Genomic DNA, 23,285 nt, shown 5'->3' with positions numbered 1-23,285 from the left:
GGGGAGGGCGCGGGCGGCGCGGGGTTAGCGGTCAGGGAGCCGGCGCGCAGTGCGCCGTGGTGCAGGCGGCGGGCGTGGTGCCGGGGCCGCCGTTGCCACCGTCTCCGCCGCCCGTGGCCGGGGGCGGGGTGTTGTTGTCGTCGCCGCCGCAGGCGCTCAACAGCAGGGCCAGGCATAGTGCGCCGGCACCGAGCACCGGCCTGTACATGCGCGAATGAACAGGTTTTGTGGTTGTCATGGGTTCTAGGTCAGAGAAGTTCAGGTGACGGATCGGGTCGCAATCGCCCGCATTCCGTACGGATTCCACGCCGCCTTTGTCTGCCAATGTCTTGATGGACAAGGATCACCCTACTCAGGTGGGGTGCCGGTGGGCGAGACGTGGAGTCTGTCTTCTTGATATGTCAATGATGTGACCAAATCCATACGAAGCGACCGTTTGAAAGTAAAGACATTTCAAATGAATGTCACTTTTTGGGGTTGGAGGCAGGTGGCGGGGAGGGCATTTACCGGCATTCGTCGGCGACTTGAACGCCAACGGTGATACCGTGATGCGATTGCCGTGGGCGTGCAGAACGGTCTCGATATCTTCACCGCGGCGGCGCAGCCGAAGAGCTATGTGTTGCTCGATGGCGCCGATCATCTGTTGCAGGACCGGGCGTCGGCGGCCTACGCGGCGAACCTGATTGAAGCGTGGTCGCAGCGCTATCTGCCGGCTGGCGATCCAACCTCACTACCGGAGACACCATGACCTCCCTTTCATCCTCCCGCCGACAGGCATTCCGAAAACAGGTGGCGGCGAAACAGGCGCTGCTGGTGCCCGGCGCGTTCAACGCCATGAGTGCGCGCGTGATCGAGGACCTGGGCTTCCAGGCGGTCTACCTGACCGGCGCGGGCGTCACCAACATGTCATTCGGCCTGCCTGACCTTGGCTTCATCGGCCTGAGCGACATCGCAGAACATACCGCGCGCATCCGGGATGCCGTGGCGTTGCCGATGATCGTCGATGCCGACACAGGGTTTGGCAACGCACTGAATGTTCAGCACGCGGTGCGTACGCTCGAGCGCGCCGGGGCGGATGCGATCCAGCTCGAGGATCAGGTGATGCCCAAGAAATGCGGGCATTTCGCGGGCAAGCACGTCGTCAGCACGAGCGAGATGGTCGCCAAGATCCGCGCGGCGGCCGACGCCCGGCAGGATGACGCGTTCCAGATCATCGCCCGTACGGACGCTGCGGCGGTGCACGGCATCGAGGACGCCATCGACCGGGGGCACCGCTTTGCGGAGGCGGGCGCCGATATCCTGTTTCTCGAGGCGATTGAAGACTTGCCCGACATCGAGCGCCTGCCCGGACTCTTCCAGATTCCGTTGCTGATCAATATCGTCATCGGCGGCAAGACGCCCGTTCAGGATCGAGACGCGCTTCAGCGGCTCGGCTACGGGCTGGTCCTCTACGCGAACGCGGCGCTGCAGGGCGCGGTACGCGGCATGCAGCAGGCACTGGGCCAGTTGCAGTCGAACGGCCAGATGAACGAGGACCCCGCGATCGTGGCACCGTTCAGCGAGCGCCAGCGCCTGGTCAGGAAGCCGCTCTACGACGAGCTTGACGCCCGGTACAAGAGCGACGACTGAGCACGGGAGCCATCATGAGAACCGCCTTGCTCGTGCTCGACCTGATCAATGACATTGTGGATGCCCAAGGCAAGCTTGCCTGCGGCGGCACCGCAGCCCATGCGCGTTCGCAAGACCTGCTGCGCAACGTCGGTGGAGTCCACCGCGCGCGACGCGCATGACCGGGGCTATCAGGTCATCGTCATCCAGGACGCCTGCGCGGCGCGCAGCGACGAAGACCACGGCCACGGGCTGAAGATGGGCTGCGCCACGGGCAGGCCGTGGCGCCGTGAAATCGAAAGACAAGGAGACAGACGATGCGTGTCATGGTGTTGGTGAAAGCGACCGAAGACAGCGAAAGGGGCGACCTGCCCAAAACCGAGATGTTCGAGGCGATGCACAGGTTCAACGAGGAGCTGGCAAAGGCCGGCATCCTGCGCGCGGCCGATGGCCTCAAGCCCTCGTCGCACGGCAGGCGTGTGGCGTTCGATGGTGCCGGTCGTACGGTCATCGACGGACCGTTCGCCCAGACCCGTGAACTGGTGGCCGGCTTCTGGCTCTGGGAAGTCAAGGACATGGACGAAGCCGTCGCCTGGGTGAAACGCTGCCCCAACCCCATGCCAGGGCCGAGCGAGATCGAAATCCGGCCGCTGTACGAGATGTCGGATTTCGAATGAGGGGCTGAGTGCGGCTGCCTACCAGGCCTGGACGCCCAGCTTCACGCCCAGGCCAACCAGCAACACGCCAACGATCCAGCGCTGGGCGGTGAGCAGGCCCGGACGGCCGGCCATCGCCGTGGCCGCACTTCCCGAAGCAATCGCCACGCAGGCATTCACCGAGGCAAAGGCGGCCGTGAGCGCCAATCCCAGCGTGAGCGATTGCCTCAGCACGTCGCCGGCCTGGTAGTCGATGAATTGCGGCAGCACGGAGATGAAGACCAGGGCGAGCTTGGGGTTGAGCAGGCTGGTCACGGCCCCCATCGCCAGCAGCCTGCGTGTCGGCTGCGCATCCGCCTGCGCCACCTGGAGCGGGGAACGGCCGCCGGGGCGCAGGATCCGCCACGCCATGTAGAGCAGATAGCCGCTGCCGAACAGCGTCAGCAGGCGCGCGGCGCCGGGTATCGCCAGGAACAGCGCGCTGATGCCAAAGGCCGCGCCGAACATGTACGAGAGATAACCGAGCATGACGCCCGCCAGCGAGATCAGGCCCGCCCGGGTGCCTTGCGAAATCGAGCGCGCCATCACATAGACCATGTTCGGCCCCGGGGTCACGGCGAGCAGCCCGCCCACCACCAGGAAATCCACCATTGCTTTCATGTCTGCCACCGTCCGAGAGATGAAGACAGTGTCGGGGGGACCGATCCCTAAGTAAAACGGAATATACTGAAGCGATTCATCAGATTATCTGAATCGCATGCGCAAGCTCGACCTCGATGTGCTGGAAATGATCGTTGCCGTGGCGGATGCGGGCTCCTTCGCTCGCGCGGCGGAGGCGCTGCACCGCTCGCCCTCGGCCGTCAGCATGCAGATCAAGGCGATCGAGGATGTCCTGGGCAAGCCGCTGTTCGTGCGGAATACCCGCAACGTCGCGCTGACCGACGACGGCCGGATGCTCACCGACTACGGCCGGCAGATGCTGGCCCTGCGCGAGGAGGCCTGGTCGGCGGTGGTGCGGCCGGAGATTCGCGGCCGCGTGACGATTGGCGTGCCGGACGACTACGCGTCGTCCCTGCTGCCTTCCGTCCTGCGCAAGTTCGCAGCCGCCCATCCGCGCGTGGAGATCCGCGTCATCGGCATGCCCAGCCACGCGCTGGTTCCCCTCCTGAAGGACAACACGCTCGACCTCGCCTGCATGACCAGGTCGCGTGGCGTGAGCGGCGAGTTCCTCCGATATGAGCCGATGGACTGGGTGGCCGCGCGAGGGGCAACCCAGATCTGGAAGGAGCGGCCATTGCCGATCGCCGTCTTTCCGCAGGGCAGCGCGGGGCGCGCCAGCGCCATCCACGCGCTGCAGCAGGCCGGCATCCCGTTTCGCATGTCCTACGAGAGCCCGAGCCTGCTTGGCCTGATCAGCATGGTCGACGCCGGCCTGGCCGTCGCCCCGCTCGCCCGTTGCAGCATCCCGGCGCAGCTAGATGCCCTCGGGGCGGCGGAAGGGCTGCCGGAACTGCCGCCGCTCGAAGTGATCCTCGCCCGAAGCGCCGGCTCCGCCCGCCCGCCATGCGATTTCCTGGCCGAACAGTTGCTGGCTAATTTGAAGGGGTGAGGGGTCTTGAACGCGTAATCACTCAGCTAAAAGCTATCTATAAGACACGTCGCGTTGACTGTCCGGTTGTCATAAGCGCCGTTTCCGGGTCACATGTTTTCGCTGCATAGCGGGCGTGCCGCCGCGCGGAAACTGTTATGAATCTGCCATGAAGCGCACCACCTCGATTCCGCAACCGGCCGATGCCGGACTCCTGTCCGGCGACGCGGCCCATCCCGCTGACGGCGAGGACCGCAATTTCGTGACGGCGCTGGCGCGCGGGCTGGAGCTGCTGCGCGCGTTCGGCCCGAATGACGATTTCCTCGGCAATGCGGAGCTGTCGCGCCGGACCGGCATTCCGCGCCCCACGGTGTCGCGGCTGACCTACACGCTGGCGAGTCTCGGCTATCTGGTCTATGTGGAGGGACAGGAGAAGTACCGCATCGGGCAGGGCGCGATGCTGCCCGGACAGCGTTACCTTTCCGGCGCAGGCATCCGTGACATTGCCCAGCCGCTGATGCAGTCGCTGGCCTTCGCGACCGACTGCACCGTGGCGCTGGCGGCCCCGGACCGCCACGACATGCTGTACCTGGAAGTCTGCCAGCCGCGCGGCGCGCTGGTTATGCGCCTGACGCCGGGCTCGCGGCTGCCCATGGCCACGTCCGCCATCGGGCGTGCGTGGCTGGCCGGGCTGGCCCCGGCACGCCGCACGGCGGTGCTGGCGGAACTGGAGCGGCACCACGGCCCGCGCTGGCCGGGTCTGCGCGCCAAGCTGGATCGCGCCTTGCGCGACCACGCGCGGCGCGGCTTCTGCCTGGCCCATGCGGAGTGGGACCGCACGGTCAGCGGCGTGGCCGCGCCGGTGCGCCTGCAGGATGGCGCGGAGGTACTGTCGATCAATATCGGCGGGGCGTCCACGCGTCTTTCGCCCGAAATTCTCGAAACCAATCTCGGCCCGCGCATCCGCGAACTGGCCGATACGCTGGCCGCACGGCTCTGGCAGGCGGCCTGACGACCGAACACGCGAACGCTCGAACATTCGAACACCAAGAGGAGACAAGCATGGAGATTCGTAACAAGACCGTCATCGTGACGGGCGGCGGCACGGGCATCGGCCGGGCGCTGGTGCTGGCGTTCGCACAGGCCGGCGCGCGCGGCGTGGCCGTGGCGGACATCGACCACGCCGGCGCTGCCCAGGTGGCCGCCGAGGCCGCGGCGGCCGCGCCCGATTGCCAGATCTTCGCCCAGCGCGTGGACGTGGCCGATGCGGCCGCCGTGCAAGGGCTTGTCGATACCGCCACGGAGCGCTTCGGCCAGGTAGACATCTTCTGCTCGAACGCCGGCATCATCCTGCGCAAGGGGCTGGACGCCACTGACGCCGAATGGCAGCGCATCTGGGAGATCAACGTCATGGCCCATATCCACGCGGCCAAGGCGGTACTGCCGCAGATGCTCGAGCGCGGCGAGGGCTACTTCGTCAACACGGTGTCGGCGGCGGGTTTGCTGTCGCAGATCGGCTCGGCGCCCTATGCGGTGACCAAGCACGCGGCCATCGGCTTTGCGGAATGGCTGTCGATTACCTATGGAGAGCAGGGCATCCGGGTCAGCTGCATCTGCCCGCAGGGCGTGCAGACCAAAATGCTGTTTGGCGAGGGCGGCGAGCGCAAGGGCTTCCTGCAGGCAGGTTCCGTCACGCCGGAGCATGTTGCCGAGAAGACGCTCGAAGGCGTGGCCAATGAGAGTTTCCTGATTTTGCCGCACCCGGAGGTGCTCGAGTACTACCGCCGCAAGGGCCAGGATTACGACCGCTGGCTGCGCGGCATGCGCCGCCTGCACGACCAGGTGTCTAAGGAATTCGGAAATATCGCCGTATAAGATGACAGGCGGCAGAAGATCGCCGCCCATCCCAAAAAAAGACAAGACAATCAGGAGACAACTTCATGCGAGTACGTGTATACCCGCGCCGCCGCTTTATGGCCGCCATGGCCACGATGGCGGGCGTGGCAGTGACGGCGGCGCTCTCCGCGGTGCCGGGGGCGGCCCAGGCCCAGAACTATCCGAACAAGCCGATCCGCATGGTGGTGGGATTTCCGAGCGGTGGCGCGCCGGACATCCTCGCGCGGATTTTTTCCGAGAAGATCTCCCCGTCGTGGGGCCAGCCCGTGGTGGTGGACAACAAGCCCGGCGCGGGCGGCAACATCGGCGGCGAGGCCGTGGCCCATGCGGCGCCGGACGGCTACACGCTGGCGCTCGGCACTGTCGGCACCCACTCGATCAACGGCGCGCTGTACAGCAAGATGCCGTACGACATGGTCAAGGACTTCGCGCCGGTGATCCTGCTGGCGTCCACGCCCAACGTGCTCGTGGTCAATCCGTCCGTGCCGGCCAAGAACGTGCAGGAGCTGATTGCGCTGGCCAAGTCCAAGCCCGGCGCGCTGCAGTTCGGCACGCCCGGTGTCGGCACGTCACTGCACGTGGCCGGGGAACTGTTCAACACGATGGCGCAAGTCAAGATCACCCACGTGCCGTACAAGGGCCGGGCGATGGCCATCCCGGACCTGCTGGGCGGACACATTCCCATGATGTTTGACAACCTGCCCTCGGCGCTGCCGGTGGTGAAGGAGGGCAAGCTGCGCGCGCTCGGCGTGACCAGCGCCAAGCGCTCGCCGTCCGCGCCGGACATCCCCACCATTGCCGAGCAGGGCCTGCCCGGCTACGAGGCCGAGTCCTGGTTCGCCGTCTTCGCGCCAGCCAACACGCCCAAGGACGTGGTGGCCAAGCTCAACACCGAGCTGAACCGCATCTTCAAGCTGCCCGACGTGCAGGCCAAGCTGAAGACGCTGGGGCTCGATCCCGTGCTCGGAACGCCCGAGGCGCTGGCCACGTACCAGCGTAGCGAAATCGCCAAATGGGCCAAGGTGGTGAAGGACTCGGGCGCCAAGGCGGAGTAAGGCGCGGCGCTACATGGCGGGCGGGCGCGCCCCGCCATACCCCTGCTGGCGGAAGCGGTAGCCCACCTTGGGCACCGCCGCCACGCAGTTGTCGAGGCCGAGCGGGTGCAACGCCCGCCGCAACCGCGACACCAGCTGCGTGAGGCAATTCTCATCGACCATCGCCTCGGCGCCCCACACCGCCTCGATAATCTGCTGCCGCGACATCACGGTGTCGCGGTGCTCGATCAAGGCGGCCAGCAGGCGTAACTCAAAGCGCGTGACCTTGGCGACCACCCCGCCGTAGGAAATGACGCCCTGTGTCTCATCGACATGGAGGTCGTCCTCCGTGGCCGGCAAGGGCTGGGTGGCGGGCGGCATGCCCAGCCGGGCCAGCACATGCGCCAGGCCGCGCGCCTGTTCGAGTTCCGCACGGGCCTGGCCGGCGGGATCGGGCGCCAGCACGGTGTTCGGCACCGGGATGAAACGGTAGCCCTCGCGCGGCACGGTCACGATGTGCCCGTCCAGACCGACGGCGCTCAGTGCCTTGCGCAGCCGGTAGACCAGTTGCACGAGGTAAAGCTCGTCCACCAGTTCGGCACGCTTGCCCCAGACGCCATTCAGTAAATAATCCTTCGGCTTAACCGCTGGTTTTTCCTCTACCAATAACCGCAGCAATCGCTTTTGCTGGCCGGTTATCGTTGTCTCCACGCCGCCGCGAATCACGCGGTCATTGTCCCAGTCAAAAAATACCGAATCGCCATTACGGATCATTTCGCAACCCTCATGTCGTCTGCGATGGACGACAAGCGTACGGGCGCGATTCACCGGCTCCCATGGAAGATATTTTCGCGGCGATGTGCCCCGAGCGGGTGACGCCATCGCACCGGGCACGCGCAATATCACACGGGGTTGAAACAATGCGGCCGGACGCGCAATGGTTGTCGTCATTCTTTTCAGGAATTCACGTTGTCCACGCGGCGTAACCCAGCGCCGCGCGCGAACTCTCTAACATCGCGCGTTCCCGCTTATGGCGGCGATCATAACCCATTCGGGTCCGGCATCCTTGTGCGTCCGCACACTCAAAACTGCCAGTGCATAACCGGATGGATTCCCGGAAATCCACGTCATCCATTTCTTTGGCGTAGAAACATGATTCTTCGCATCGATTTTTTTTATAGCCTGCGATTAATCCTGACACAGAATATTCCATCCCCATTCCATGTCATTAAGTCTGGCCCGAGAGAAAGATGGCATGGCCGCCTGGCGAGGGTTTTGTCAACGCGAAGGGAACCGGCGGCATTCATCCAATTCTGCAAGGACAGATAGTCATGGCAAAAGTATCGGACAACAGCACCCCGGGCCAGCAAGGGCGGACAGGATTCGCATCCACGGGATATCGGAATGGGGCTCCCGATGAGCAGGCGCCGCCGAAAACGCCGCTGTCGCGCTTCAAGGGCCGCAGGCAAGCATTGAAGGGCGGGCGCGCCGGCAGTGCGCTGGTGTACAACGGCGACCCTGGCGATCCCGCCAAGCCGCAATCGGTAGGTGCCACGGAGCGCACTTACCAGCAAAACAAGTTCGATCCGGCCACGGAGACCGAGGACTATTCGTACACGGCGACGCGCGTGGTCAAGCGTGTCTACAACACCTACGGGGCCGTGCCCCAAGGCAGGAAGGTGTTTGGGTATTTCACGGATTGGTCGCAGTACGACGGTCGCCTCGAGGGCAACTTCAACAATGCATCGGCCGGGCGCGGCCTGGACATGATGCTGGTGAACGCGGCCGCCTACGACAAGATCATCATCGGCTTCGCCGGCATCGTCGGCGACAAGGGCGAGAAGCAGTACGTGATCGACAACGCCGCCGTGGACTTCGGCAAGAAGCTGCACGAAGCCACCTTCGTTGATCCCTGGGGCGATGTGGCGTCGTTCCTGAACGTGGGGTTCACCAGCTGGGTCAGCAATGACTACCAGGATCTCTTCATCCAGAGCAAGGCCCAGGGCGTGCTCGGCGGCCTGAAAAAGCTGAAGGACAAGAACCCCAACCTGAAGTTGTCGCTCAGTCTGGGCGGCTGGACGATGAGCGAGGCGTTCCACGCAGTGGCGGCGAATCCGAGCCAGCGCAAGACGCTGATCGACAGCCTGGCGTTCATCGTCCAGCGTTTTCCGATGTTCACCGAGATCGACCTGGACTGGGAGTATCCGGGCAACGCGGGCGCCGGCAATCCGCACGGCCCCGAGGACGCTGGCAACTTCCAGACGCTGGTGCGCGAACTCAAGCAGCGCCTGCCAAGCATCCGGGTCAGCATTGCCGCGGGCGCGTCCATGTCGACGCTGCTGACGTCCGATATCAAGGGGATGATCGCGTCGGGCGTGGAAGGCATCAACCTGATGACCTACGATTACTTCGGCACGCCGTGGGCGCCCAAGCTCGCCCATCACTCGAACTTGTTCGATGTCGATCCGGCGGACCCCGAAGGCCACAGCATTGACCGTGCCGTGAAGTACCTGCTCGGACAGGGCGTGCCGTCGACCAATATCAACATTGGCTTCGCCGCCTACAGCCGTAGCGGGCGCAACGCCGTGATCGACAGCTGGTCGCCGCTGCAGGGTACGTACAACCCGGGCTCCGGCACCACCACCGGCACGTTCGAGTCGGGCACCACGGAATTCTTCGACCTGCTCTACAACTACCTCGACCTGGAGCACCAGACCGGCATCAACGGCTTCAACGTCTATACGGACGAGGTGGCCGACGCGGACTATCTGTACAGCCCGGAGAGCGGCCTGTTCCTGTCCGTCGATACCCCGCGCTCGGTGTACGCCAAGGGCGAGTACGTGCGCAAGCACAACCTCGGCGGCCTGTTCACGTGGACCATCGACATGGACAGCGGCGTGCTGGTCAACGCCGCGCGTGAGGGATTGGGCGCACCCGTGCAGACGCGCGTCGTCGACATGGACCCGTTCTACTTCTCCGGTATCAACGTGCAGGACGGCGGCAGGGCGCCGGTAGCGGTGATCGACGGCCCCACGGAGGCGTTCGAGGGCGACGACGTGGAATTCACGGCGCTGCGTTCGGTGGGCTCTGACCTGACGTACAGCTGGAGCGCGCCGGGCCTGACCTTCATCGACGACAAGACCACGTCGACGGTGGGTGGCCTGCTGCCCACCGTGGCCCGTTCGTACACCATCACGCTGACCGTGCGTGACGGGAGCAACCGCACCAGCACGGCGACACAGACGCTGAAGGTCAAGGCGCGCACCGCGGCGCCGCCCACGTCGCGCATTTCGGTGGTGCTGGAGGCCGGCACGCCCTTCGCGCTCTCCGGGGAAGCGTCGTTCGATCCCGACAACGATCCGCTGACCTACCTCTGGGACGCGCCGGGCCTGCCGTTCTCCGGGAGTACCGAGGAGCTGGTGGAGGGTACGGCACCGTCGGTGGACGAGCAGACCGACTACTGGGTCAAGCTGACCGTGAACGATGGCACGCAGACCGACCAGAGCGCGATCTTCCTCTCCGTGGTGCCTGGCGAGACGCCGTCCGGCGGGGTGGTGGCCAAGATCACGGGTCGCTTGCAGGTAGAGGCGGGCGCGCCGATTTCGCTGTCGGCCGTCGACTCGACCGGCCCCGCGCCGCTGCTGTATGCGTGGGACGCGAACGGCCTGTCGTTCGATGGCGCCGACACGATCTCCGTGACCGGGAACGCGCCGATCGTCGACCGCGACACCACCATCCAGGTGACGGTGACGGTGACGGTGACTGGCGCGGGCGGCAGCGGCGACCGGGACTCGGATACCGTGGAACTCCTGGTGCTGGCCGGCGGCAGTAGCGGCGACGAGGGCACGTGGCGTCCCGAGGGCTATCCGGGCGATGCCATCGTGACCAACAACTACCAGGGCCAGGGGCTGCATCAGTACAAGGCCAAGTGGTGGGCGGGCGCCGATCAGGAGCCGGGCGATCCTGACGTGACGACCACCCAGGCGGAGGGCGACGCCAAGGTCTGGTACGACATGGGACCGGTCTGACAAACCGGGAAGACGGCCGGGTGAAGACCCGGTAGCGGTTCCGGGTGGCGGGTCATCGGCAGGATGACGCCCACCCGGCTTTTTTGTTTCGGGCTACCTGATGTGGGGCGAGGCGCCATGGCCAGACTGCGGCGGCGGCGGAGGTGGTGGGTGGGATGGAGCCGGTGGGCGTGCGCGGCATGCCTCCTGGCGCTCTCCGGCTGCACGATGATCTGCATCCGTGGCGACCACAACCGCGTGCAGGATGCCGGCGGGCACGGCAAGATCATGCTGCCCGACCTTCGGCACGATGACAGCCCGACCCGCCATCAACCTGACGGTCAGGCGCGCCATCGTGAGGGCGGCCGGGGGCCCTAGGCTATCGCCTACGCATCGGGTTCCGGCGGTTCCGGGCGGGCAACCGCGGGTCGCGCGTCGTCCTGGCTGCGCAGGCGGCTCAGGCTGATGGCGGCGCCGATGGCGGCGACTGCCGCGGCCACGCACAGCGCGCCGCGCGCGGCGCCGGTCGGATCGAGCCCGAACAGCAGCGCCACCACGGCCGTGCCGGTGGTCTGTCCCAGCAGTCGCGTTGTAGCTTGCGCGCCGCTCGCGCCGCCGCTGCGCTCGGGCGGCGTGGCGGTGATCATCGCGCGATTGTTCGGCGACTGGAAGAACCCGAAGCCGATGCCGCAGAGCGCCGTGCGCCAGGCGATGTCGAGGCTGGAGGCATCCTTGCCGAGCAGGGCCAGTCCGATCAGGCCGCCGGACAGGCAGATCAGGCCGGCACCGGCCAGGATCGACGCCGGATACCGCTCGGAGAGGCGTCCCGATACCAGCGCCATCGCGGCCACCATCAGCGGCCAGGGCGTGATCAGCAGTCCGGTCTCCTGGAGACTGCGTGCAAGCTGGTATTCCAGATAGAACGGCAGCGACACAAACGCCAGCATCTGGGTCATGAACGAGCAGAACGACGTGCCCACCGCCAGCGTGAAGGCCCGGCTGGCGAACAGGTCCACCGGCACGAGCGGCGCGAGGCGCCCGCGCTGGCGTCGCACCAGCAGCCAGCCGAGCCCGATCGCCGCGACCAGGCCCGCCGCGCCGGCCAGCCGCAGCGGGGCATGCCCGAGCGCGTCCACGCCCAGCACAAACATCCCGAACACGATGGCTGACAGCACGGCGCTGGGGTAGTCGAATTCGCGCGGCTGGGCGGGCGTCTCCGGCAGCGCGGTACGCGAGATCGCCAGCGCGGCGAACGCCACGGGAATATTCACGGCGAACAGCCATGGCCAGCTGCCCACGGCGAGGATCAGCGCGCCGAGCGACGGGCCCACCGCAATCGTCACCCCCACGACCAGCGCGTTGAGCCCGATACCGCGCCCGAGCTTGGTCGGCGGGTAGATGAACCGTACCAGCGCGGTGTTCACACTCATGATGCCGGCGCCGCCAATGCCCTGCAGCACCCGCGCCGCCACCAGCATCGGCAGGTTGGTGGCCAGTGCGCAGAGCACCGAGCCGACCAGGAAGGTGGCCAGCCCGACCCGGTACACGCGCTTGTAGCCGAGGATGTCGCCCAGCGACGACAGCGGCAGCAGGCAGACGGTGACCGTGAGCTGGTAGGCGTTGACGACCCAGATGGTTCGGGCGGGATCGGAATCGAGCGCCCGCGAGATGGACGGCAGCGCGATATTGGCGATGGAGCCGTCCAGCACGGCCATGATCAGGCCGCAGAAAACCGTGAGGATGGCCCAGGTGCGCTGGGGCTGGGGAAGACCTTGATCGGGCGGCATGAAAGGGGGGCGACTGGCGTATTCGTGCCGCGCCCCGGCCCCGGGGGAACCGGACCGGCGCGGCCGCGCCATTATCGTCCGGTGCCGCCGTCCCCGCAAATCGCGCTTTTGTGGTAGGCGCGGGTGGCCTCAGACCTGCGGCGCGGTGTCGCCCTCGGCATAGTGCTGCACCACGGTATGGAGCTGGTCGGCGAGGCCAGCCACCTCGGGCGTCCACGTGGCAGCGGCCTCGCACAGGTGTTCGACGTTTCGGCACACGCCCACGATATCGTGGGCCTGGACGATCTGGAACGCGCCCGCCGACCGGTGCGCCCAGTGCCGCAACCCGGCGGGGTCGTGCGCGGCGATGATCCGGGTGAGGTCGGGCAGATCGGTCTGCAGGTGTTCGCGCAGCAGCGACTGGTAGCGCGAGATGTCGGCGGGCGGCAGCACGGGCGGGGCCGGTGGCGCGGCCGGTGCCGAGGGGAGCGGCATCGCGAACGTCCGCAGCACCTGTTCCATCTCCCGCAGCGAGGCAGGTTTGCCGATATGGCCAGCGAAGCCCAGCGTATCCCAATCCACGGCCTGTCCGGTCTGGGTCACGGCGCTGAAGGCGAGCACGGGCAGGGCGGGCCGCGTGCGCCGCAGGGACTCGAGCAGCGCGTAGCCATCCATCACCGGCATGTGGATGTCGGTCAGCACGAGGTCGGGCTCGGCGGACATCTGCTCCAGCATCGCCAGCGCCTGACGCCCGTCGCCCACCACCACCGGATGCCAGCCCAGCGTCTGCAACTGTTCGGCGACCAGCGTCTGGTTCAGCGCGTTGTCCTCCACGACCAGGATCGTCCGGCCCGGGGCGGGGTTGTCATCGTTGGCGAGGGCTGCCGAGGCTTCGTCCTCTGCATTGTCGGCGTCGCCCTCATCCTCGCCGGAATCGCCCAGCGCCGCCTCGATGGCTGCAAAGATCGCGCTGTGGCTGTAAACCATCGCCTCATGCACGCCCGGTGCACGGCGCGCGGGACGATCAGGACCGTTGCGCGTGAGCCACGCCACGCCGGCAGGGCGGATCTCGCGCAGGGCCGCGAGCTCCGGCAGGCCGTAGTCCCCGGTTGCGACCAGTACATGGGGCCGGTTCCCGCGCAGGTATGCCAGCGCGCCGCCCAGGGTGTACGCGACATGGGTTTGCCATCCGGCCGATTGCAGCCAGGCGTCGATGGCCTCGCCGGACTCGGCTTCCTGGCACAGGACCATGGCGCGGCCGCCCGGCGCGGGCGGGGGCTGGGCGGCCCAGCCGGCGGCCCGTTCGAGCGGAATCGCCACGGTGAACGCCGTGCCGACGCCCTCCACGCTCTCCACGGCGATGCGGCCGTCCATCAGTTCGCAAAGCCGGGCGCAGATGGACAGCCCGAGGCCCGTCCCGCCATGGCGGCTGGTCGCTCCGGCGTCCCCTTGCACGAATGGCTGGAACACCCGCGCGACCAGTTCGGGCGGCATGCCGACGCCGGAATCCAGCACGCGGCACACCAGCGTCGTCCTGCCCCGGGGATCGGTGCTGACCTCGGCGGCCAGCGTGATCTTGCCGCAGGACGTGAACTTGAACGCGTTGCTGAGCAGGTTGTTGGCGATCTGCGCCAGCCGGGTCCGATCGCCCACGAGCACGGTATCGAGCGACGGCATCAGGTTGGCATGGAAGCGGATCGGCCGGTCCGCCGCCAGCGGGGCGAAGGCCAGCGCCACGCTTTCCAGTTCGTCGATGGGCCGGAACGGCGCTGCGGCCAGCGTCATCTCGCCGGCGTCGATCTTGGAGAAATCGAGGATGTCGTTGACGATGCGCCGCAAGCCCTCCGACGCCGCGTTCAGCGCGCGCAGGCGCGGCGCGTGGGCTTCCAGGCCCTCGTCGCGCGCCAGCAGTTCGAGGTTGCCGAGCAGCGCATTCAGCGGCGTGCGGATCTCGTGGCTCATCGACGCGAAGAAGTTCGAGCGGGCCCGCATCATCGCCTCGGAGGTCTGCTGTGCCGCGCGCAGTTCGTGCTCGATCTGCTGTTGCGCCGTCACGTCCTGAATCGCACAGAACAGCACGTCCTCCTCCTGATACCGGGCGCGCGCGTGCGTGATCTGGAGGAACTGCTGTGCTTCGTCGTGCGGCTTGGGGGCGTCGTCCGGCTCCCGGGCGGGTACCTCCACCTGCGCGACCGACACGATATCGCCCGGCGTGTCATCGCGTGCGCCATGCCGCAGCGCCTGCACCACGTGCGCGGGCAGCCGGCCGCCCTTGTTCAGGCTCAACAGCGAATCGGCGACCTGATTCGACGTCAGCACCACGTCGTCCTGGAGCCGGACGATGCACAGCCCGATCGGCGTGGCGCTGACCAGGATATGGTTGATCGTCTCGCTCTCCAGCGCACGGGCGGCTTCCGCGTGGCTGCGGCGCAGCAGGTGGACATCCCAATATCGCGCCGTCACGACAATGGCAGCGATCAGCAGCGCCCCGATCAGACCGATCAGCCCCAGCGCCTGCGCCACGGCGCTGAACAGGAGGCCGTACGAGAGCAGATAGACCAGCGCGCCGAAGCCGTGACCCAGCGGCTGGATCAGCACCATACCGGCGCGGGTGAAGGCAAAGGCGTCGGACGAGCGATCGCGCGCGTCAGTCAAGATGCGCCGAACCACCGCCGGCGGGGCGGGCGGGGACGGCGGTGACACGTCGATCTGCGCCTGCGCGTGGTTCACCAGCATCAAGGTGGCGGGGTCGCTGGGCCGCTGCAACTGGGCAAGGAAAGCGCCCACCGGGACGCTCGCGGCGACGAAGGCGACGGGTCGTTCCCCGTCGCTAACGGACATGAGGGCCGTCATCGCTGGCAACTGGAGCATGGGGTCGACGGTCGGGCCGATCCAGCGGGGCTCCCCTCGCGTGCCCGGCGCCGGGCCGGCGGGCAAAGCCCGCAGCGCCTCGGCGAAGCTGTCGCGCAACGTCGTCACAAGCCCCGGTTGCAGCGCAAGGGCCGTGGCCGAGGTACTGCCCGGCGACAGGACGATCGCGTAGGCCGCGTCGGCATCGACGATATAGGCCGGGTGATGGAGATCGAGCGCCTGTTGGGTGGTCAGCGCGGCATTGGCTACCTGCTGCAGCTGCCAGAGTCGATCAGGCAGCGCCGCACCCCAGGCGGCGCGCGTCTCGGGGGGAATCAGCAGGGTGTAGCGGCCGCCGGGCGGCGAGGCAATCCCGCTGGCGTGGACCTGCTGGAGCAGCGCCCGGGGCAGGTCGGCATCGGCGTGCGCCGGGTTGGGGGCCGGCCGGTACCGCTGCACATTCACCACGGTCAGGGCGGTGCGCCGCAGGAAGGTCGCCTCGCCCTGCAATTGCAGCGAGATTGCGCTGACATACTGGGCGACATGCCCGCGACGGTAGTCGATCTCCCGCGCCGCCGCCAGCACGGCAAGCAGCACCGCGGAGACGACGACAATGGCGATCAGCAGGCCGATGGTGGTGTAGTAGAGGTGCTGCTGCCGCCGGGCATTGCGCGCGAGCGAGGCGAAGGCCTGGGCGAGCGATTCTTGCGTGCGGTCGAGAATCTGCTGCATGAAGGATCAGATCAACCCGTGCTCGTAGGCATACCGGATGAGGTCCGTGTTGGTCTGGATGCTGAGCTTGCGCATGGCCACGGTCTTCTGGCTCGAGACCGTGCTGACCGAGCGGCCGAGCTTGCTGGCAATCTCGTTGAGCTGCAGCCCCTGCGCGTAGAGCCGCACGATCTCCAGTTCGCGCACGGTCAGTTCGGTGGATGGCGCGGCGGTGCTCGCGGCCTCCAGCACGGCGCGGATGGAGGGGGAAAAGAAATCGCCGCTGGTGGACGTGACCTGGATGCACGCGCGGATCACCTCGTGCGGATCGTCCTCCTTGCTCACGAAGGCGCGCGCGCCGAGTTTCATCGAGCGATGAATGACACCGGTATTGGTCTGGGCGCTGATCACGACGACCGGCGTCTTCGGATGCAGCCGCACCAGCCGGCGCAGCAGGTTGAAGCCGTCCAGCGAGCGGTCGCCGTGGCCCATGCTGAAATCGGTCACGGCGACGTCCGCCGGGGTGTGGCTCAGGGCGCTGGTCAGCTCGCTGCCATTCGTGCATTCGCACGCAATGACAAAGCCAGGCGTGCGCTGGAAGCAGTCTCGCAGGGCTGCCACCACGAGTGGGTGATCATCGGCCAGTGCAACTCGAATGATTCTTCCGGACATGCCTCGATTTCCTCTCGCTGACTGGCAGCGCATTCGGTATAAAACAGTGAAATGACAGCGCGTTGCGTGAAGTGTAGTGCTTTCGCAATGCTTAGGAAAATGCCTGCTGGATATCGATGATGTCTATCTTGAATTTCCGATGAATTAGGACCAGTCCGATATCGATGACGTATCTGCGAAGTCCATGACAATTGCAACAGTGTTGTTGCAATGCCGCGGCGTGGAACGCGATGATCGACCCTTTGCAGATTGTTGACGCCGGCGATTTCAGATTCGGAAAGATAAGATATTTTCGCAATAAATTCGATACGAAGAGAATCGTAATTTGGCGAAAAATTGATTGCCATCATCGATTTCTACTCGACGTGTTCGCAGTCTGGCGTGGGGCTGGAAAGGGGCTGGGATGGTGCTGGCGAAGGGGGCGGTGCCGGGCGGCGCCCGCCAGGGCCCGCCGGGAATACATCTACCGCCATTGGGGTCATTGGCCCGCCATCACGTGCCGGGCAGATTGGTGGCATGCTGTGGCGGCGCTCGCGCAATCCTGGCGCGACGCTCTTCCACGGTGAGGTGTGCCATGGCAAACCGCCCATTCTCCGAGTTTCCCGCCCATGAACGGCAAGACGTCGAGGCCGTGTTCCGGCAAGTCGGTCTTGCGTCACAAGAGTTCGAGATCTCAGACGTCAATGGCACGTCGGCCCGGCAGGTCACCGTGCGAAGGCAGCGCACCGGGGCCGAAAGCGTCTACGACGCCAGCCCCGGCAACGTATGGGTCGAGGAGTTCGAGAGCGATCTCGAGTGCGGCCTGTTCGGCCAGGTCTCGGTCTGACGGCGCTGGCGGTGCATGATCAGGCACCCAGGAGTGCCAGCCTGCCAGCGTCCTGACCGACGCTAGGACGTGTGCCGCCCGCGTTCCGGCGCGCGGCCGACAATGGCGGCGCCCGCGATCAACTCCTTCAGCAGCGCCAGCGACGACGCGCCGGGCATCCGGCACGGGTCCAGCTCGCCCTGGGCGGAGTAGCGCAGCAGCGTGGCGGCGTTGATCTTGCTCGCGTTGACGCGGCCCATCGACCAGCCCGCGAAGGCCCGCTCGGCGATTTCCTCGTAGTGCAGCAGCACCACGTCGTGGTGGCGCTTGTCCCGGCCAATGCTGAGGTACAGGCGCGAAACCGCCTCGCGGTCGCCTTCGAGCGCCTGCAGGAACACCCCGTTGCCGTGGCAGAGCACCCCGGTAATGCCATGGCGCAGGTTCTGCGCGAGGCTGGTTTCGAGAATATCGTCCAGCATGGCCGGTTCCATCGGCGCGCTGGCGCGGCTGGCGTAGATCAGGCGGACTAGCATCGGCAAATCCTCAGCGGCGATTCAGGTTGAGCAGCGTCAGGAACTCACGGCGCAGCTTGTCGTCCTTGAGGAACGAGCCGCGCATGACGCTGTTGGTCATCTTGGCGTCGGTGTCGCGCACGCCGCGCCAGTGCATGCAGAAATGCTCGGCCTCCATGACGATGGCCAGGCCATCAGGGTTCATCTTCTCCTGGAGCAGATCGGCGATCTGCGCCACCGCTTCCTCCTGGATCTGCGGACGGCACATGATCCATTCGGCCATGCGCGCGTACTTGGACAGGCCGATCAGGTTGGAATGGCGGTTCGGCATCACGCCGACCCAGAGACTGCCGATGATCGGGCACAGGTGGTGCGAGCACGCGCTGCGCACGCGGATCGGGCCCACGATCATCAGTTCGTTGAGCTGCTCGACGTTCGGAAACTCGGTGACCTCCGGCGCCTTGGCGTAGCGGCCCGCGAAAATCTCCTTCAGGTACATCTTGGCCACGCGGCGCGCGGTCTCGCGCGTGTTGTGATCCTGGTCCACGTCGATGACGAGCGTGCGCAGCACCTCTTCCATGCGCGCCTCGACTTCGGCCTGCAACGCGTCCAGCTCGCCGTGCTCGATAAAGCGGGCGATGTTGTCGTTGGCGTGGAAACGCTCGCCGGCGGCTTGCAGGCGGCCCCGGATGCGTTCCGAGACTGGTGTGGAGGCGGGCGCGGGGAGGGAATCCCCGGAATGATCCTTGTGTGGCATGAGCGGGTGCTGGGGCAGTGGTGCGCGGTGCTTCACTATATGGCAGATGGCAGGGCGCCACAACCGGCCCCATCCGCGTGGGCAAACCGGCTAGCGCAGCACGGCCAGTGCCGGCAGCAGCGCCAGCGGCATGACAAGGGCGCCAGTCTTCAGGAATGTGCCGGCGCCCACGGCATGGCCCTCACGCCGTAGGGCGGTCAGCCACAGCAGCGTGGCCAGCGAGCCGGTAACGGAGAGGTTCGGGCCCAGATCCACGCCGATCAGCACCGCTGCCGTCACGGTGTCCGAGGCGTGGCCGGCCGCCAGCGCCGAGGCCGACAGCAGCCCCGCCGGCAGGTTGTTCACGATATTGCTGATTACGCCCACCACCACGCCGGCCAGCCCGGCACCGAGCAGGCCGGCCGGGCCACCCTGCGCGGACATCGTGGAAAGATCGCGCACCCAGTGCGCCAGCGTATCGACCAGCCCGGTGCGTTCCAGGCCCGCCACCAGCACGAACAGCCCCGCCACCAGCGGCAGCACGCCCCAGGAAACCTCTTTCAGCGCCGGCACCAGCAGGCGGGGCCGCGTGGCGCAGACGGCGGCCAGCGTGGCCAGCCCGCCGAGGCAACTGGGCCAGCCCAGGTCCTGGCCGCGCAGCGAGGCCACCAGCAGCGCCAGCCCGGTACCGACGATGCCGAGCGTGGTCAGCCATGCCTGCGGCGTCAGCGGCGGGACAGGTACGTCCGAGTCGATGCGTTCCGCCAGCGCATGGCGCTGCGTCCAGTACAGGACGACGAAGGTCATGACGATGGCGACCACGGACGGCAGTGTGAAGCGTGCGAGCCAGCCCGCCAGCGGCGGCATCCGCTCGCCGAACAGCACGAGATTGGCCGGGTTCGAGATCGGCAGCACGAAGCTCGCCGCGTTGGCGATGAACGCGCAGGCGTAGAGGTAGGGCAGCGGATGCTTGACCCGCGCGGCGCGCGTGGCCGCCAGCACCGCCGGCGTCAGCACCACGGCGGTGGCGTCGTTCGACATGAACACCGTGACCGCCGTGCCGAAGCCGTAGACCAGCAGGAACAGCCGGCGCGCCGAGCCCCTCGCGCCGCGCACGGCCAGCGCGGCCACATGGTCGAACAGGCCGGTCTTGCGGGCCAGTTCCGAGATCAGCATCATCCCGGCCAGGAACAGGTAGACGTCGTTGCCGCGCGCCACGGCGGCCAGCGCCTCGCGCCAGGGCAGCAGGCCCGCCACGCAGAGCAGCAGCGCGCCGGCCATGGCCCAGAAGGCTTCGGGCAGACGGAACGGACGCAGCAGCACGCCGGCGGTGGCCGCCGCGGCCACCGTCCAGATCATCGAGGCATGTTCACCGGGCATGGGAGGGAGCGTGTCGTCGGTTCAGAGCGGCGCGGCGGGGCTGGCCAGGGCAGCGGGCGGCAAACTGGTCGCGGCGGGCGTGGGGCCGGCCGGGCCCGGCGTCACCGGCACGCCGGCATCGGCAGGCAGGTCCGCCACCGCTGGCGGGGGCGGGAAGCCCAGCGCCGCGATGCCGTGCGCGCCGTCCGCGTTCTCGGCATAGGCCCAGTCGCCGTTGAACTTGGCGAGGTCCGCAGGCGGGGGGAAGGGGGCTTCCGGCACGCCGGCCAGCCGGCCTTCCATATAGGCGGCCCAGATCGGCAGCGCCGTGGTGGCGCCGAACTCGTGCCGGCCCAGGCTGTGGTTGTCGTCGAAGCCCATCCACGTCACCGTGACCACGTCGGCCGCATAGCCGGCGAACCAGCCGTCCACGGCATCGTTGGTCGTACCGGTCTTGCCGGCGATGTCGCCGCGCCGCAGGTAGCGCCGCACGCCGTTGCCGGTGCCGGCATCGACTACGCTCTGTAGCAGGCTGTCCATCACGAAAGCGTTGCGCGCGGAAATCACTTGCGGCGGTTCCGCACCTGCATCGCCCGTGCCGGCGGTAAACAGCACGTTGCCTTCGCCATCGGTGATCTTGTCGATCAGGTACGGCTCCACGCGATGGCCGTGGTTGGCAAACACGCCATAGGCGGCCGCCAGCCGCAGCGGGGAGGTGCTGCCGGTACCCAGCGCCAGCGGCAGGTAGGGCGGCAGCCGCTTGGTGGCGAAACCGAACTTGCCGGCATGCTCGATGGCGTACGGCACGCCCACGGCCTGCAAGGTGCGGATGGCCGGCAGGTTGCGCGACTCGGCCAGCGCCTGGCGCACCGTGATCGGGCCCACGAAGCGGTTGTCGTCGTTCGACGGCTGCCAGCGCGGATTGTCCAGCGGCGCGTCGTTGATCAGCGTGGCCGGCGAGATGCCGCGCTCCAGCGCCGCGGAATAGATAAAGGGCTTGAAGGTCGAGCCGGGCTGGCGCTGGGCCTGCGTGGCGTGGTTGAAGCGATTGGTGGCGAAGTCCGCGCCGCCGATCATGGCCTCGATGGCGCCGGTGCGGCTGTCCAGCGAGACCAGCGCGGCCTGGGGCAGGGCGGCGTTAGGGGCATCGGCAGGCTTGGCGCCGTGGCGCTTGCCATAGCGCTCCAGGCCGGCCTGCACGGCGTCGTAGGCCAGCGTCTGGCGCATCGACGACACCGTGGTGTAGACATTCAGCCCGCGTGTATAGGCGTCGTCGCCAAAGCGGTCGTGCGCCAGTTGCCGGGCGAGTTCGGCCACGTACTCGGCATGGCCCGCGAAGCGGCCATTGCCGGCGTTGCTGACCACCAGCCGGGCCGCGCGCGCCTCGCGGTATTCATCCTGGTTGATCATGCCGAGCGCCAGCATGCGCCCCAGCACGTACTCCTGCCGCCGCTTGGCGCGCGGGAAGTTGACCACCGGATTCATCGTGGAGGGCGCCTTGGGCAGCCCGGCCAGCATCGCGGACTCCGCCAGCGACAACGCCGCGAGCGGCTTGCCGAAGTAGGTCTGCGCGGCACTGCCAAAGCCGTAGGCGTGCTCGCCCAGGTAGACCTGGTTCATGTACAGCTCGAGGATGCGCGCCTTGGGCAGCGTGCGGTCGATCTGCCAGGCCAGCAGGATCTCGTACCACTTGCGGGACAGCGTTTTCTCGCGCGAGAGGTAGAAATTGCGCGCCACCTGCATGGTGATGGTGGAGGCGCCCTGCGCGTAGCCTTCGCCCAGATTGGCCAGCGCGGCGCGGAACAGGCCCGGCACGTCCACGCCCACATGATGGAAGAACTGGTCGTCCTCGGCGGCGAGCAGTGCATTGGACATGCGCTGCGGCACGTGCTCGATCGGGATGAACTCGCGGTGCTCGGTGCCGAACTCGCCGATCAGCACGTCGTCGCTGGTGTAGACACGCAGCGGCACGTCGGGGCGGTAGTCGCGCAAGGCATCGACATTGGGGAGCTGCCGCAGGCTGATGACCGCGGCAAAACCGGCGAGCAACACGCCGCTCGCTGCCAGCGCCGCGGTGACGGCGGCAGCCTTGACTGCAAATCTTTTCATGGCGCGCATTCTACCGTGCTGCAGGTAGCGGCAACGCCACTCCGGTATCTGAATGATCGGTGGGTGGCACCTTATCCACACGGACGGTCGGTCGTTCGTGTGGATGATGAGGCACTTGTTGCGCGAATTCGCAGAGGGCCTGCCACGTCTCGGGCCGTTCGACGATGGTGAAGTGGTCCACGCCGGGAATGGTCTGGAGCGAAACCGGCCCCGGCCAGGCCGCCATCAGCCGTTCCGAGCACTCGTGCGGGACCACGTCGTCCGTCTCGGCCAGCAGCACCTTGGTGCTCTGCACGACCTTCTTGCAGTGCGAAATCGAGTCGAAATGGTGACGCATGAGCTGGCGCAGCGGCACCAGCGGAAAGCGCTTGCGGACGATTTCCAGCAGCGAGTCGTAGGGGGTGATCAGCTGCAGGCTTTCGAAATCCTGCAGATCGGCGAGCTGGATGGCCACCCCGGTCCCGAGCGAGCGGCCCACCACGTGCACGCGCACGCCGGGAAAGGCGCGGCGGATATGGAGCAGGAACTGGCTGGCATCGGCCACGGCGGCGGCCTCTGAAGGCATGCCGTCAGAATGGCCCAGGCCGCGATAGTCGAATGTGGCGAAGCCCATGCCCGGCGCCAGCCACTTCACGTATTGCAGGGTTTCCAGCACGTCCTCGCCACGGCCCGGCAGGTAGAACAGCAGGTCCCGCACGCCTTCGTGGTCCGCGTGGTAGACGTAGCCCCGGAACAGGCCGCCCGGCACGGTGTGCGAATAGGCGACGATGCCTTCGGGCAGGTCGCGCGGCGGGCGCCGGCGGGCATCGAACAGCAGCTTTTCCTGGTTCACGGCCAGGTAGGTCCAGTAGCAGACAAAGCCGCCGGCGGTCAGCAGCGTGGCGGCGACCGAGCGGCGGAGCAGCGTGGTGAGGCGGGGGGCGTCAAGGTCAGACATGGGGCGATGGGGCAGGCGCGGCGGCAGGTGGCGACGAAG

At 67.1% G+C, this 23,285-nt stretch carries 21 protein-coding genes and 1 pseudogene; 11 read left to right on the top strand and 11 right to left on the bottom strand.

Features of this window, described 5'->3' with window-relative positions; all coding sequences use genetic code 11:
* Nucleotides 1–31 precede the first annotated feature (31 nt).
* On the bottom strand, nucleotides 32–238 hold the full coding sequence (locus tag AC1DEL_RS08205; protein ID WP_477125715.1) for a hypothetical protein: 207 nt from the start codon (nucleotides 236–238) through the stop codon (nucleotides 32–34).
* 321 nt (nucleotides 239–559) lie between these two features.
* On the opposite strand from AC1DEL_RS08205, the gene AC1DEL_RS08200 reads away from it, so the two are divergent.
* From AC1DEL_RS08200 to AC1DEL_RS08180, 5 genes and pseudogenes are all read left to right on the top strand, one after another.
* Nucleotides 560–748, top strand: a complete 189-nt coding sequence (locus tag AC1DEL_RS08200; protein WP_477125714.1) for a hypothetical protein — start codon at nucleotides 560–562, stop codon at nucleotides 746–748.
* A complete protein-coding gene (locus tag AC1DEL_RS08195; RefSeq protein WP_092294542.1) occupies nucleotides 745–1,629 on the top strand; it encodes an isocitrate lyase/PEP mutase family protein in 885 nt (294 codons plus the stop codon). The genes AC1DEL_RS08200 and AC1DEL_RS08195 overlap by 4 nt, the downstream gene beginning before the upstream one ends.
* A 14-nt stretch (nucleotides 1,630–1,643) precedes the next feature.
* Nucleotides 1,644–1,790: a hypothetical protein gene (locus tag AC1DEL_RS08190; protein WP_255370838.1), complete on the top strand. Its 147-nt coding sequence runs from the start codon at nucleotides 1,644–1,646 to the stop codon at nucleotides 1,788–1,790.
* Nucleotides 1,729–1,947, top strand: a complete 219-nt coding sequence (locus tag AC1DEL_RS08185) for an isochorismatase family protein (RefSeq protein WP_477125723.1) — start codon at nucleotides 1,729–1,731, stop codon at nucleotides 1,945–1,947. The genes AC1DEL_RS08190 and AC1DEL_RS08185 overlap by 62 nt, the downstream gene beginning before the upstream one ends.
* A pseudogene (locus AC1DEL_RS08180) lies at nucleotides 1,926–2,279 on the top strand (YciI family protein); the annotation flags it as partial. The gene AC1DEL_RS08185 and the pseudogene AC1DEL_RS08180, both read left to right, overlap by 22 nt.
* A gap of 24 nt (nucleotides 2,280–2,303) precedes the next feature.
* On the opposite strand, the gene AC1DEL_RS08175 reads toward AC1DEL_RS08180, so the two are convergent.
* Complete coding sequence (locus AC1DEL_RS08175; RefSeq protein WP_177219912.1) at nucleotides 2,304–2,924, bottom strand: LysE family translocator; 621 nt, start codon at nucleotides 2,922–2,924, stop codon at nucleotides 2,304–2,306.
* A 97-nt stretch (nucleotides 2,925–3,021) separates the two neighbouring features.
* Between AC1DEL_RS08175 and AC1DEL_RS08170 the strand changes: the two genes are divergently transcribed.
* The 4 genes from AC1DEL_RS08170 to AC1DEL_RS08155 all read left to right on the top strand — a co-directional run bounded on the left by AC1DEL_RS08170 (nucleotide 3,022) and on the right by AC1DEL_RS08155 (nucleotide 6,803).
* Nucleotides 3,022–3,873 carry a LysR substrate-binding domain-containing protein gene (locus AC1DEL_RS08170; RefSeq protein ID WP_092294550.1) on the top strand — a complete coding sequence of 284 codons (852 nt, stop codon included), beginning with the start codon at nucleotides 3,022–3,024 and terminating at the stop codon, nucleotides 3,871–3,873.
* 148 nt (nucleotides 3,874–4,021) lie between these two features.
* Nucleotides 4,022–4,864 carry an IclR family transcriptional regulator gene (locus AC1DEL_RS08165; RefSeq protein ID WP_092294552.1) on the top strand — a complete coding sequence of 281 codons (843 nt, stop codon included), beginning with the start codon at nucleotides 4,022–4,024 and terminating at the stop codon, nucleotides 4,862–4,864.
* Between the two features lie 50 nt (nucleotides 4,865–4,914).
* Nucleotides 4,915–5,727 (top strand): SDR family oxidoreductase, encoded by an 813-nt coding sequence (locus AC1DEL_RS08160; protein ID WP_092294554.1) that lies wholly within the window; start codon nucleotides 4,915–4,917, stop codon nucleotides 5,725–5,727.
* Nucleotides 5,728–5,825: 98 nt separating this feature from the next.
* The gene (locus tag AC1DEL_RS08155) at nucleotides 5,826–6,803 is read left to right on the top strand and encodes a Bug family tripartite tricarboxylate transporter substrate binding protein (RefSeq protein WP_477105308.1); all 978 of its coding nucleotides are present in this window, start codon (nucleotides 5,826–5,828) and stop codon (nucleotides 6,801–6,803) included.
* Nucleotides 6,804–6,812: 9 nt separating this feature from the next.
* On the opposite strand, the gene AC1DEL_RS08150 is transcribed toward AC1DEL_RS08155, so the two are convergent.
* Nucleotides 6,813–7,556 carry a winged helix-turn-helix domain-containing protein gene (locus tag AC1DEL_RS08150; protein ID WP_177219913.1) on the bottom strand — a complete coding sequence of 248 codons (744 nt, stop codon included), beginning with the start codon at nucleotides 7,554–7,556 and terminating at the stop codon, nucleotides 6,813–6,815.
* 557 nt (nucleotides 7,557–8,113) lie between these two features.
* On the opposite strand from AC1DEL_RS08150, the gene AC1DEL_RS08145 reads away from it, so the two are divergent.
* Nucleotides 8,114–10,810, top strand: coding sequence for a glycoside hydrolase family 18 protein (locus tag AC1DEL_RS08145; protein WP_477125713.1), 2,697 nt, complete (start codon nucleotides 8,114–8,116; stop codon nucleotides 10,808–10,810).
* 365 nt (nucleotides 10,811–11,175) lie between these two features.
* Here AC1DEL_RS08145 and AC1DEL_RS08140 read toward each other — a convergent pair whose 3' ends face one another.
* The 3 genes from AC1DEL_RS08140 to AC1DEL_RS08130 all read right to left on the bottom strand — a co-directional run bounded on the left by AC1DEL_RS08140 (nucleotide 11,176) and on the right by AC1DEL_RS08130 (nucleotide 16,788).
* The gene (locus tag AC1DEL_RS08140) at nucleotides 11,176–12,576 is read right to left on the bottom strand and encodes an MFS transporter (RefSeq protein WP_092294562.1); all 1,401 of its coding nucleotides are present in this window, start codon (nucleotides 12,574–12,576) and stop codon (nucleotides 11,176–11,178) included.
* Between the two features lie 129 nt (nucleotides 12,577–12,705).
* Nucleotides 12,706–16,137 (bottom strand): ATP-binding protein, encoded by a 3,432-nt coding sequence (locus AC1DEL_RS08135; RefSeq protein WP_477125712.1) that lies wholly within the window; start codon nucleotides 16,135–16,137, stop codon nucleotides 12,706–12,708.
* Nucleotides 16,138–16,143: 6 nt separating this feature from the next.
* Nucleotides 16,144–16,788 (bottom strand): response regulator, encoded by a 645-nt coding sequence (locus AC1DEL_RS08130; RefSeq protein WP_092294566.1) that lies wholly within the window; start codon nucleotides 16,786–16,788, stop codon nucleotides 16,144–16,146.
* 574 nt (nucleotides 16,789–17,362) lie between these two features.
* Between AC1DEL_RS08130 and AC1DEL_RS08125 the strand changes: the two genes are divergently transcribed.
* Complete coding sequence (locus tag AC1DEL_RS08125) at nucleotides 17,363–17,614, top strand: hypothetical protein (protein WP_092294568.1); 252 nt, start codon at nucleotides 17,363–17,365, stop codon at nucleotides 17,612–17,614.
* Nucleotides 17,615–17,676: 62 nt separating this feature from the next.
* Here AC1DEL_RS08125 and AC1DEL_RS08120 read toward each other — a convergent pair whose 3' ends face one another.
* From AC1DEL_RS08120 to AC1DEL_RS08100, 5 genes are all read right to left on the bottom strand, one after another.
* Nucleotides 17,677–18,126 carry a BLUF domain-containing protein gene (locus tag AC1DEL_RS08120; protein WP_092294570.1) on the bottom strand — a complete coding sequence of 150 codons (450 nt, stop codon included), beginning with the start codon at nucleotides 18,124–18,126 and terminating at the stop codon, nucleotides 17,677–17,679.
* A 10-nt stretch (nucleotides 18,127–18,136) separates the two neighbouring features.
* Nucleotides 18,137–18,862: a GTP cyclohydrolase I gene (gene folE / locus AC1DEL_RS08115; RefSeq protein WP_092294572.1), complete on the bottom strand. Its 726-nt coding sequence runs from the start codon at nucleotides 18,860–18,862 to the stop codon at nucleotides 18,137–18,139.
* A gap of 90 nt (nucleotides 18,863–18,952) precedes the next feature.
* Nucleotides 18,953–20,221, bottom strand: a complete 1,269-nt coding sequence (locus tag AC1DEL_RS08110; RefSeq protein WP_477125711.1) for an arsenic transporter — start codon at nucleotides 20,219–20,221, stop codon at nucleotides 18,953–18,955.
* Between the two features lie 21 nt (nucleotides 20,222–20,242).
* A complete protein-coding gene (locus AC1DEL_RS08105) occupies nucleotides 20,243–22,309 on the bottom strand; it encodes a penicillin-binding protein 1A (protein ID WP_441592826.1) in 2,067 nt (688 codons plus the stop codon).
* 10 nt (nucleotides 22,310–22,319) lie between these two features.
* Nucleotides 22,320–23,246, bottom strand: coding sequence for an alpha/beta hydrolase (locus AC1DEL_RS08100; RefSeq protein ID WP_454757979.1), 927 nt, complete (start codon nucleotides 23,244–23,246; stop codon nucleotides 22,320–22,322).
* Nucleotides 23,247–23,285 lie beyond the last annotated feature (39 nt).

This window comes from Cupriavidus sp. 10L43_2, assembly GCF_056395265.1.
This window is presented reverse-complemented; position numbering and strand designations above follow the sequence as displayed.